This is a genomic window from Pseudomonas sp. GD03875 (assembly GCF_029840585.1).
Classification (GTDB): Bacteria; Pseudomonadota; Gammaproteobacteria; order Pseudomonadales; family Pseudomonadaceae; genus Aquipseudomonas; species Aquipseudomonas paralcaligenes.
In genome coordinates, this window is sequence record NZ_JAOCCV010000058.1 from 1 (window position 1) to 11,177 (window position 11,177).

Sequence of the window (11,177 nt, forward strand, 5' to 3'; positions counted from 1 at the left end):
TAGACGGTGCCGCCGGTATCGAGGGTGATGGCGATGCGCGGCGTGCCGCCGCTGGTGTCGACCACCACGGCCTCGCTGAAGTTGACGGTGAAATCGAGGTTCTGGCCGGCGATGTAGGTGCCGTCGGCGGGGACGCTGACGCTGCCGACCATCGGCACCACGCCATCGACCACGATGTTGCTGCGCCCGCCGAGCGAGTCGGCGCCGCCCACGGTCGGCAGGGTCAGCACCGCCATGTCGTTGCTGGCGTTGGTCACGACCGCGCCGTTGAGTTGCAGCGCGGCGGTGCTCTGGAAGTCCAGGTCGGCGCTGACGTCACCGGCCTGCACGGTGTATTTGAAGACCAGGGTATTGCTGCCCGAGCCGCTGACGTAGATCGCGTTGCGATCGATCAGGCCGGTTTCCAGCAGCAGGCTCGGGATGCCGCCGCTGGTATCGACGTTGACGACCTGGTCCCAGACCATGTTGACCAGCACTTCGTCGCCAATCTTCACGGTGCGATCCAGGCCCTGGGCGGAAACACTGGTGACCTTGGGGTTCACCGGGATCACGTTGATCGAGATGGTGTCGACATCGGTCTTCGCCCCGCCGCTACCGGAGTTGCCGTTGTCGTTGGTCTCGATGGTCAGGCTGGCGGCGCCGAGGAAGGTGCTGCCGGACTTGAAGCTCAACGTCTGTAACGCGGCATTGATGTTGGCGCGGTTGCCCTCGAAGATCATGCTCGCGTCGTTGGTGCCGGTGCCCAGCAGCACGGTGATGCCGCTCAGACTGCCCAGGCTGAGCGTGCCGTTGGTCGCGGTCAGGGTCACGGTCATCAGGCCATTGCCGGCATCCACGTCGGTGATGGAGATGGCGTTGCCGTTGGCGGTGTTGAAGCCCAGGGCGATGTTCTGCTGCGCGGTCTGCGCCGCCGGCACATTGTTGACCGGGGCATCGTTGACCGCACTGACGTTGAGGGTGACGGTCTTGGTGTCGGTCTGCTCGCCGCCCGAGCCGCTGAAGCCCTTGTCGTTTAGGGTCACGGTCAGGGTCACGCTGGTGGTGGCGTCCTGGGCGGTCTTGAAGGTCACGCCGTTGGCCGCGACGAAGAAGTTGATATCGGCCAGGCTGCCGGACAGGGTCAGCTCGCCGGTATCGGAGCCAGTGACGGTGACACCCATGCCAGTGACCGCGCTCAGGGTGCCGCTTGGCACCGAGAAGGTCGCGGTGACGGTGTTGATGCCGGCATCGACGTCGGTGAAGCTGAAGCCGCTGATCACGCTCGACACATCCTCGGTCACCGTAATGGATGCCGGTGCGGTAATCACTGGGGCGTCGTTCACCGCAGCGACCTGCAGGGTCACGGTGGTGGTGGCGTCGGACACGCTGGTGGTGTTGATGTTGATGGTCAGGGTCACGTCGCCGCTGGCATTGGCCGCCGGGGTATAGACCAGGCGGTTGTTGGCGATGAACAGGTTGATGTTGGCCAGGGTGCCGCTCAGGGTCAGGGCCGTCGCCGTGCCGCCCACGGTCACGCCGCCGGCGCCGATGGCGCTGAGGGTGCCGCTGCCGACCGAGAACGTCGCGACGCCAAGGGTGGTGTCGACATCGCTGAAGGTAATCTGGCCGAGCGCCGTCGGTGTGTCCTCGGTAATCGGCAGCGACGCGACGGCGCTGATGGTTGGCGAATCGTTGACCGCGGTGATGGTGATGTCACGGGTCACGGCCGTCGACTGGGCATTGCTGCCATCGGTGACGATGAACTGCACGGTACGGGTGGTGCTGTTCGGGCTTTCCGAGGAGTTGTTGTAGGTAATCGCCCGCAGCGCGGCCTGGAACTCTGCCACGGTGGCCTGGTTGCCGGCGGAGGTCAGGGTCAGGGTGCCGTTGCCGACGGTCCAGGTGCCGATGATGTTGCCCATGGTCAGCCCGTCATTGACGAAGCTCAGGGTGTCCTGGGAGCTGTAGTAGGTGAGCATGCGCGCGGTGGCTTGGTTCGGGTTCGGACCGTCCGCGTCGGACAGGGTCAGGCCCGGGTCCACCGCGACCGGGGTGGAGGCGACGTTGTTGCCTTCGCTCCAGGACGCAGAGGGGCCGCTGACGGTGACCACCGGGGCGTCGTTGACGCCGGTGACTGCCACTTGCGCGGTGACCGCGGTGGAGGTGGCGCCGCCACTGTCGGTGACGGTGAAGTTGATCTGGCGGGTGGCGTCGGTGCCGCCCGCGGTGGGGTCGTCCGAGGTGGAGGAATAGGTGATCGAGCGCAGCGCGGCCTGTAACGAGGCCAGCGAGCCGCCACCGCTCAGCGTCAGCACGCCGGTGCCGCTGTCGTAGCTGACGGTGAAGCCGTTGGGGGAGCCGACGGACAGCACGTCGCCGGCACGGAAGTCGCTGACGGTGACGGTGGCGCCCTGGAAGGTGGTGCTGTCCACGTCGGCGAGCGTCAGGCTGCCGCTGAGCACGGCGGCGCTGCCGCCCTCGGTATAGCTGGCGTTGCTGTTGGCTGGGCTGAGCGTCGGCGCATCGTTCACCGCCACCACGTTGACGGTGACGGTGTTGTTGGTGGTGGTGTAGCTGTCGCCGTCGTAGACGGTGACGCTCAGGGTGCGTGCCGACGCGGTGGGGTTGTCGACGTTGCTGTTGTCGTACACCAGGTTGTGCAACAGGGCTTCGACCGCGGCCGGCGTGGCCGAGGTCGAGTTGAAGGTGATCACCAGATCGTTGCTGCCGCTGCCGCCGGTGAAGGTGCCGATGGCAACGCCTCCGTAGGTGATGGTGCTGCCGCTGACGCCGATCTGCCCGGCCCCGGTGCCCTGGTTGCGGATCGACAGCAGGTCTTCGGCGGTGACGCGGTTGGTGGTGATCGACACCCGCACACTGCCGCCGTTGAAGTCGGCCGAATCGCCGTCCGACACCGTGGCGTTGCTGCCCAGGTCGATCAGTTGGGCGCTGTCGCCCTCGGTGAAGGTGACGCTGTCGCCTTGCAGCCCTCCCAGCACGGGCGGCGCATTGGGCACGTAGCTGGTGTTGAGCAAGCCTCCATCGTTGTAGATGCCGGTGACCGCGGCGGGGCTGGAGCCGGGCGAGCCGGTGCCCAGCTCCTGGCCGCCGGCGCCGGTGCCGGCGCCGTTGCCTGTCATGGCGGCGTTGTTGGCCGCGGTGATGTTGAAGGTGCCCTTGTTCCACACCGCGCCGACGCCACGTCCGCCGTCGCCGCCGTTCTGGTTGCCCAGCGAACCGCCGGCACCCCCACCGCCGCCACCGCCACCCGCGCCGAGGTTGTTGCTGATGATCGAGTTGCCGATGACGTTGATGGTGCCGCCGCCGGCGTTGTAGATGCCGCCTGCCGCGGAGCCGCCTCGGCCGCCCGTGGCGTCGGTGCCCAGGCCGCCGCCGCCACCGCCGATGCTGATGCTGCCATTGGTGGCGGTGCCGCCCGTGCCGCCGGTGGAATAGCCCAGATAGCTGCCTCCGGCGCCACCGACGCCGGTGCCTCCCTGGCCGCCCATGCCGGGGAAGGCGCTATCGGCGCCGCCGCGGCCGCCCTGGTTGGCGCTGCCGCTGGCGCCCAGATTGTCGGAGACGCCCGATTCGCCGCCTCGGCCGCCGATGCCGCCGCCCAGCGCGCCGCCGCCGCCGCCGCCGCCGCCGTCATAGGCGAAGTTGCCGCCACCGCCACCGCCACCGGCCGCCGCGTTGGCGGTGACCGAGGTGTTGAGCAGGGTGAGGGTGCCGGCGTTCCAGATGCCGCCGCCGAAGGCGTTGGCGGCGGCCAGACCGCTGCCGGCGTCGCCGCCGTCGCCGGATACCAGGCCACGGGTGATCACCAGGCCGTCGAGCATTACGTTGCTGCCGGCCTGCACCTGGAGCACCCGACTGCGGTAGTTGGCGTCCAGGGTCACGTCGGCGACGCCGTCGTTGTTGAGGTCGCCATCGATGGTCAGGTTCTTGTTGATAACCAGTTGGCCGGTGGTGAGGCCGACGGTCATGCCGCTGCTGAAGGTGATGGTGTCGCCGGTGATGGCGCCGGCAATGGCGTTGCGCAGGGTGCCGGCGCCGGTGTCGGCGTTGCTGGTCACGGTGATGGTGGCCAGGTTGTACTTGTAGCCGTACTCGGCTGTGGCCGACAGTACCGATGCGCTTTCGATGCTGCCGCGGGTGACTTCCAGCACCCAGTCACTGCCGGCGCCAGTGCGGTTGCTGGACGCGGCGATGTCACGACCGGTGCCTGCGGCCAATGCATCGACAAAGGCCGATCCGCGCTCGCCGTCGGCAGTGTTGCAAGCGTAGATCAGGATGTCGCCGCCCTGCGCCATGTTCTGGCCAAGGCGCGCCAGGCTATCGGAATAGGCATTGAGGTTTTCAGCGGAGAGATAGCTGCTGCCCAGCCACAGGTCGCCGCTGTAGCCGTGGGCCAGGATCTGTACCGACTGAGCGCCGGGATGGCCGGCGAGGTAGGTGTTCATCTGCGCCAGGCCGTCCTGGTCCGCGCGCAGGTAGACCACTTCGGTACCAGGCCTGACATCGGCTACCAGTTCGTCGGCGCCCTTCACGCGGGCATCGACGAACAGGACGCTGCGCGTGCCGGACTCGCCTTGTGGTGGCGTGGCGGCGGTGGGGGGCAGGGCGTGGTCTGAACCGTCAGAAGAGGGAGACGAATGGGCGGATGAGCCCTGAGCCGGCGCGTCGGATGTTTGAAGTGCGGTCGCGACAGCCGCGCCGTCGAACATGAGGCGGGGTTCCAGCGCCTGGATCAGCGGTGAGCTGGTCTGGGAACGGTCATGCCCGCGGGTGTTTCTTGTTGTATTGCGCTTGCTCCACCACATGCTCGTATCCTCTTTGCATGCGACCGCCGCGGCGGCATTCGCCGCCGGACTCATTCCTGGCGGCCTGACAATCCTTGTAGGGCTACGCTGTCGCCACCACTGCTTCCTGACGCAGCCGGATCACGCTGGCGGTACTGGCTGAGCCATCTTCCCAGAATGATAGCTTGGCATACTGCTCGAACAGGTCAGGTGGCAGTACTGTACGCCGCGTCTGCGGCGCCACACGTGGCCTCACTCGGTGCAGCCCGCTGACGCCCAGTGCCTGGTCGAACTCAGGAGCATCGTAATTCAGGTTGTCGAAGTCGTGCGCGAACCACTCTTCGCCGATGAAATCGTAGATCAGCCGCAGCACTTGCTCCGGTGCATTTGTCAGTAATTCATAGTCCACCAGTAGCAACGAGTCGGCGTGCTCGCCGTAATAGGCCTCCTTCAGAGCCGCCCAGGCGAAGCCCACAAGCCGGTTGCGCTGCGCCAGGGTATCAACCCGGCTGTAGACGGTATTACGTTCCGTGTCGTCCGCGAACAGCTTGGTGTTCTCGTAAGGGTTGGCACGGTACAGGCGTTCGATGCTGTCCATCACCCATGCCACATTGCGTACGCAGGCGATTACCTTGGCCTGTGGGAACAGGTCATGCAGCGCAGGCAGACGCGAGCACCACTGGCGGTTGGTATCGAATACAACCGGTCGTCCGCAGTCGGCGTAGTAGTTGTCGAACAATCCTTTCAGCAACCGGCGTCGTTGCGCCAGCTCGATCACTGATCCGAACTCGCTGCCGGCGCTGCATTGTGCGAGCACGGCCCCGAACAGCGTGCCGACCGGGCTGGTCATTCCGGCACGGAAACGTGGATTCTGCAGGAGCAGCGCCGACAACAGCGTCGAGCCCGAGCGAGGCAAGCCGGAGATGAAGTGATAGTGATCTGTGGACATGCCTAGGCTTCGTGGATTGAGTGGGGCGGATACTAGTCTAGTGCCACTGGCACGGCACTTGTGACAGATCGATCAGAAAATCGGGCGCGAAAATAACGCTGCTTTTCGCCAGAGGTGCTTTTATATCCCGTGGGGCGCTGCGTTTTCCACCATCACGTGAGTGGTAGGGCGGCGCGACCCAGCCAAAAACAACTGGAGATGAGAGATGGAAGTTTTCATCGGCACTATTCAGCCGTTCGCATTCCCCTACGCGCCTTCCGGCTGGGCGCTCTGTAACGGACAGCTCCTGGCCATTTCGCAGTTCAGCGCGCTATTCGCGCTGGTGGGCACCACATATGGTGGCAATGGTGTGTCCACTTTCGGCTTGCCCAATCTGCAAGGCCGTATGCCAATCGGGCAAGGTACCGGCGGTGGTCTTTCTAATCGTCCGATTGGCCAGGTAGGAGGTGTCGAGAACATAACGCTTACGCCGAACAACATGCCGATGCACACGCATGCGATTACCAGTGCGCTGACCGTCGCAACCAATGTGCAACTGGCTGCGGCTGCGAGCAACCCGGTGAACGCTCCCACCGCGACCAATTCTTTCATAGGTGCCTCTGGCACCGGCCCGGGCAGTGCCACCATCTACTCCGATGCGCTGGGTAGCGCGCCGGTGACATTGCAGGGTGTTGCCAGCAGCCTGGGGGGCACCGTCACTGCGGCGGCTGCGGGTGGCAGCCAGCCGTTCGACTTGATGAACCCCTTCCTAGCGGTGAATTTCAGTATCGCTCTGAACGGAATCTTCCCGTCTCGCAACTGACCTTTGTGTTATCGGGTCGGGCCGCACTGGCCCGGCCTCTTTTCTGGAGAGTCCATGTTGCACCAAGTCGAAGCCTGCCACTTCCAGCCCTTGCTGGGTATCGTTCACCCACTGTTGCTTTCGGATGGCCGTGTTCTGGAAGTGCGCATCGATCAGATCGATCTCAAGCCCCAGTCGCAGATGCCCGGCAGCCGTATGCCCTTCGCCGTCGCTCTGAGCGTTGCGGGGCAGACCGATTTCGTCGATGGTCTTTGTGCTCTGGAACTGCCAGAGATAGGAATGCTTGACGGCCTGTTCGTTTCCCGTGTGCCCAATATGGGGCGTGACGCGGGGACGGCTTACTTCCAGGTTGCCTTCAACTGATCCCTATCGGTCTCATTCTGCAGCCGGATACCACACCAGTCGTTCCGCTACATTGCTGGCTTCCTCCAGCTGGAAGCCCAGCGACAGGTAGTGGCTGCGTGCTTGCAGGTTGCTGCGCCAGACTACTGCCGCGACTGGACGGTTCACTTGTCGGGCGGCCTGCTGCACTCCTTGCAGCACGCTGCGCCCGAACCCCAGGCCCCGAGCGGCGGGGACGAACGCCAGGTAGAGCACTCGCACTTCGTTGTGGCCGAAGTCCACCACCAGAGAGCCGATACGAGTGTCGAGTTTCTCGATGACGTAGTGCATGGCGTTGGGATAGGCCGCGCCGATGCCTGACTGCATCACTTGCTGCTGTTGTTGGACCAACTGATCGACAAACTCAGTTTCCTCGTCGATCAGTTGCAGATCGGGCCGGGCGCTTCGGTAGAGTCCGGACAGGAAGGCTTCGTCGCTGGAGCGCGCGGGGCGGATCGCGATGCCTTGGGTCAGCGCAGAGGTGTTGTCGAGCATGCGTAGGCTTCTCCGGGGTTGGATGTGGTCTCGGAGGCAGACTGGCGCAGTTTTTCCAGTGCCTCGAAAGGCTTGCGGGCCCAGTGCTCTATCGCTGCACGCAGCGTGGCATCGGCTGCGTCGCGCTTGCTCTGACCATCTGCGTTGAAATGGAAGCCCGGTTGTTTGGCGTCGAACGAGGCAATCTCGTGCAGCCCAGGTTCATCGGTTTCCTTTAGGCCGAGCCAAGGTTGCAGCCGGCCTCTGAGCACTTCTGGCAGTTCGAGGTAGTTCACTGGTATTCCACCATGCGCGTGGCATAGCTCCAGGCCGCCTTCGAGAATGCGCCCGATCGTGCGGGCGATGAACTGCGTGGGCGTCGTCGGCGTGGTGTCATCCAGCGCCGATGGGCCCAGCAAGCCGGGCACGCAATGCAGGCCCGGCTGGCGCAGCTGGGACACGGCGATCTCCAGCGGGTCGCGGTAGAGGAAGAGACGTGGCGTCTCCGGGTAGAGCTGTTGCAGCAGCGGCGCCTCGAAGACGTTCCAGGCGTCCAGCTTGACCAGCAGCCGCTGTTCGTCGCCTCGCCGGCGCTGGCCGAAGGCGGAGAGCAGGGCGGCCACCAGGGCGGGCTGGTGGGGCGCGATGTCCGGGTCGGTGCGGTGGGCGCGCAGCAGGTTGTCCAGCGGAGGTGGTTCGGAGAGCACGACGTTGCGCTCCAGGCCGGCGAGCATCCGCGCCATCAGCGTGGAGCCGCAGCGCGACGCATGGAAGATGAATGCACCGGGGGACAGGCCCGGGCTGGCGGCCTGCCAGTCCAGCAGCGCCTGGAGGCCGGTTTCGCGGCGGAAGGCCTGGTTGAAGGGCAGGCGCAGGGCCTGGTCCACGTCGTCGCGGAAGAAGGGACGGGTGAGTCGTTGCTCGCCGAACCAGCACCAGTCCACCCGCCATTCGCGGTCGGGGCGCCAGATGCGGATGGGCAACCAGCCGTGGAAGTCCTCGCCGGGGTTCATGCTCGCCATTGGTCGCTCCAGGCCTGCCGTCCCTGGCGCATGGCGCCTCGCACTTCCGCCTCGGAGAAGCGCAGCCCCTGTCGTTCGCCCAGTGCCACCACTTCGTGCAGGAAGTCCCGGGTGTCGGTCAGCGACTGCAGCCGTCGCGCCAGCTGCGGGTCTCGTTCGACCTGCTGGCGGAAGCGCAGGAAGGCCTGCACCGCCTTGCCCGGCTGCAGCGTCGGCGTGGTCGGCAAACCCTGTTCGATGGCCGCCAGCAGCCAGTCGTTGGGCTCGCAGTCCAGCACCAGGTGGATGCGTTCCGAGGACGAGGGATTGTCCACCCGGTGGGGGCGGGAGAGATCGAGGAACCAGCACTCGCCGGGACGCATGGGGGCCTGCAGGCCGTCGACCAGGAACTCCACACCCTCGGGGCTCAGCAGCGGCACGTGCAGGCGCAGCACGCTGCCGGCCAGGCCGAGGTCCGGGTCGCGGTGTTCGTGGATGCGCGAGCCGGGGCCGAGGCGCAGCAGGCGCGCGCTGCGGACGGTGGTGTGGAACGCTTCCAGCAGTTCGTGGAAGGCCGCCTCACGTTGCCACCAGCCGGTGCGCACCGGCGCGCCCTGGCCGGGGGCCAGCGGCAGCGGGGCGTCGTCCGCTGCGATCAGGGCGACGCCACTCCAGTCGCCTTCGTAGTAGCCGGTGTTGAAGTGATGCTGCCAGGCGTCGGGGGCGATCCGCTCCAGCGCCTGCAGCAGGGGTTCCAGGGCGAAGGCGAGGGGCAGTCGCGAGCAGATCGGCAGTGCGTGGGGTTCGAGCATGGAGACTTCCCTGTTTCCCGTGGATGACAACCTTGTCAGAAGCCGCTTTCCCTCACCCCCAGCGCCGCCAGCCGGCGCCAGGCCGCGCCGAGGACGGATTGCCCCGCGCCGTCCAGCACCACCACGCCGCGCAGGGGCTGGGACGGATCGGGTAGCTCGTCCAGCAGGGTCAGGCGCACGCCGTACTGGGCCTGGACCGGTTCCGCCCGGCGCTGGGCGTCGCGGCGCACCGCGATGGGGCCCTGGTGGTCGGAGCTGAGCGACTCCAGCTCAAGATAGGCGACGCCGGTGTCGTCCACTTCGTCCAGCCGCACCGCCAGCGCCGGGCGGGCCGGGTCGTCGGCGATGAAGTGGCCCTCGGCGCCGGATTGCACGCGCCACAGGTATTCCTCTCCCAGGTAGCCGCGCAGCCGCAGGCCGGCCGCCTTGACCCGCACCAGCGGATCGGCGGGGCTCAGCCAGCGGCCGGGGGCGAGGGCGGGCAGCAGGTCGCGCACGGTCCCGGCTTCCGGGGCGCGCAGCTGCAGGCGTTCGCGCTGCGCGGCCAGGCCCCGGTATTCGGCCACGGCCTCGGCCAGCTGCTGTTCGAGGATGCCCACGTCGCCGGCCGTTTCGCTGCGCCCGGCCTGGCGGCGCAGTTGCAGCTGCAGGATCTGGATTTCATGGCGGACGATGGCCTGCCGCGCGTCCAGGTCGGGGGACTCCAGTTCCAGCAGCAGGTCGCCCTTGGCCACCGCCTGGCCGTCATGTACGTGCAGCTGTTTCAGGCGCGCGGCCACCGGGGCGTGCAGGGCGCTGGTGCTGGAGGCCTCGAGCATCGCCGGCACTTCCACGCCGCTGCGCCAGGGCAGCGCCAGCACGGCCAGCACCAGCAGCAGGCCGCTCGCGGTCAGCAGCACCTTGGACGGGTTCGCCTGGTCGCGGCGGCTCCACCATTCCTGCCACTCGCGCCAGATCGGCAGGCCGATGAACCAGAGCAGCTCGACCAGCATCAGGAAGATGCCCAGCAGCTTGAAGAACATGTGGTACACGGCCAGGGCGATGCCGAGGAACAGCGCCGCGCGCCACAGCCAGGCGCCGTAGCCCCAGAACAGCAGGCGGCTTTGCATGGCCGGCGTCCAGGGCTCCGGCGCGGGCTCGCCGTAGCCGAACAGGGCCTCGCGCAGGCGCCAGCGGCACAGGGCGAAGGCGCGGTGCTGGAGGTTGTCCACGCCCCACAGGTCGCTGAGCAGGAAGTAACCGTCGAAGCGCATGAACGGGTTGAGGTTGATCGCCAGGGTGGTGATCCAGGTGGCGCTGGCCAGCATGAAGGTGGCGGTGCGCAGCGGCCCGTCCGGCAATAGTGACCAGGCCAGCAACGCGATGCACGCCAGCAGCAGCTCGGCGAGCACGCCGCCGGCGCCGATCAGCAGCCGCGAGCGGCGGTCGTTGACGCGCCAGGCGTCGCTGACGTCGGTGTAGAGCATCGGCAGCAGCACCATGAAGGCCAGCCCCATGCTTTGCACCCGGCAGCCGGCGCGCTTGGCCATGTAGGCGTGGCCGAACTCGTGGCACAGCTTGGCGAAGGCCAGGGCGATGCCGAAGGCGATGGCCCCGCCGAGGCTGAACAGGTGGGGGAAGGTCGCGATGAAGCGCTCCCAGTCGCGCGCCACCAGGAACAGGCCGATCACCAGCAGGGTCGGCAGGCCATAGCGCAGCAGCCGCGGGCCGTGGCGTTCGAGCCAGGGCCAGGTACGGTCGAGGAAGGCGTTCGGCCGCCACAGCGGAATGCGGAAGAACAGGTACTGGTGCAGCAGGCTTTTCCAGAAGCCGTGGCGCTGCTGCGCCGCCTTGGCCGCGTAGCTGGCGCGCTGCTCCGCGTCGGCTGCGTCGACCAGGTCGTGGCCGCGGAGGAAGCGCAGCATCTCTTCCAGGTCGAATCTGTTGAAAAAGTAGGTTCAGCGACAGCCGGCCGGTCGGATGTGCCTGCCGTCG

7 protein-coding genes and 1 pseudogene are annotated in these 11,177 nt (G+C 66.7%); 2 read left to right on the forward strand and 6 right to left on the reverse strand.

The window, feature by feature from the left end; translation table 11 throughout:
* Both N5D30_RS25585 and N5D30_RS25590 read right to left on the reverse strand, forming a co-directional pair.
* Nucleotides 1-4,805: DUF4347 domain-containing protein (locus N5D30_RS25585; protein WP_279911252.1), on the reverse strand; the 4,805-nt coding region annotated here is incomplete at its 3' end.
* A gap of 82 nt (nt 4,806-4,887) precedes the next feature.
* Complete coding sequence (locus N5D30_RS25590; protein WP_279911253.1) at nt 4,888-5,733, reverse strand: sulfotransferase; 846 nt, start codon at nt 5,731-5,733, stop codon at nt 4,888-4,890.
* Between the two features lie 205 nt (nt 5,734-5,938).
* Between N5D30_RS25590 and N5D30_RS25595 the strand changes: the two genes are divergently transcribed.
* Together N5D30_RS25595 and N5D30_RS25600 are read left to right on the forward strand one after the other, a co-directional pair.
* The gene (locus N5D30_RS25595) at nt 5,939-6,535 is read left to right on the forward strand and encodes a tail fiber protein (protein ID WP_279911254.1); all 597 of its coding nucleotides are present in this window, start codon (nt 5,939-5,941) and stop codon (nt 6,533-6,535) included.
* Nucleotides 6,536-6,589: 54 nt separating this feature from the next.
* Nucleotides 6,590-6,898, forward strand: a complete 309-nt coding sequence (locus tag N5D30_RS25600; RefSeq protein ID WP_279911255.1) for a hypothetical protein — start codon at nt 6,590-6,592, stop codon at nt 6,896-6,898.
* A gap of 12 nt (nt 6,899-6,910) precedes the next feature.
* Here the strand turns inward: N5D30_RS25600 and N5D30_RS25605 are convergent, their stop codons facing one another.
* The 4 genes and pseudogenes from N5D30_RS25605 to N5D30_RS25620 form a co-directional block, all read right to left on the reverse strand.
* A complete protein-coding gene (locus N5D30_RS25605) occupies nt 6,911-7,411 on the reverse strand; it encodes a GNAT family N-acetyltransferase (RefSeq protein WP_279911256.1) in 501 nt (166 codons plus the stop codon).
* Nucleotides 7,387-8,412, reverse strand: coding sequence for a sulfotransferase family protein (locus N5D30_RS25610; protein WP_279911257.1), 1,026 nt, complete (start codon nt 8,410-8,412; stop codon nt 7,387-7,389). Before N5D30_RS25610 ends, N5D30_RS25605 begins: the two co-directional genes overlap by 25 nt.
* Complete coding sequence (locus tag N5D30_RS25615; RefSeq protein WP_279911258.1) at nt 8,400-9,203, reverse strand: aspartyl/asparaginyl beta-hydroxylase domain-containing protein; 804 nt, start codon at nt 9,201-9,203, stop codon at nt 8,400-8,402. Before N5D30_RS25615 ends, N5D30_RS25610 begins: the two co-directional genes overlap by 13 nt.
* A gap of 35 nt (nt 9,204-9,238) precedes the next feature.
* Nucleotides 9,239-11,119 (reverse strand): annotated as a pseudogene (locus N5D30_RS25620) (biotin/lipoyl-binding protein); the annotation flags it as partial.
* Nucleotides 11,120-11,177 lie beyond the last annotated feature (58 nt).

Excerpts from the sequence above, each read along its gene's own strand:
- N5D30_RS25605 (WP_279911256.1), bottom strand. The coding sequence starts at position 7,411 with ATGCTCGACAACACCTCTGCGCTGACCCAAGGCATCGCGATCCGCCCC.
- N5D30_RS25595 (WP_279911254.1), top strand. The coding sequence starts at position 5,939 with ATGGAAGTTTTCATCGGCACTATTCAGCCGTTCGCATTCCCCTACGCG.
- N5D30_RS25610 (WP_279911257.1), bottom strand. The coding sequence starts at position 8,412 with ATGGCGAGCATGAACCCCGGCGAGGACTTCCACGGCTGGTTGCCCATC.
- N5D30_RS25600 (WP_279911255.1), top strand. The coding sequence starts at position 6,590 with ATGTTGCACCAAGTCGAAGCCTGCCACTTCCAGCCCTTGCTGGGTATC.
- N5D30_RS25615 (WP_279911258.1), bottom strand. The coding sequence starts at position 9,203 with ATGCTCGAACCCCACGCACTGCCGATCTGCTCGCGACTGCCCCTCGCC.
- N5D30_RS25590 (WP_279911253.1), bottom strand. The coding sequence starts at position 5,733 with ATGTCCACAGATCACTATCACTTCATCTCCGGCTTGCCTCGCTCGGGC.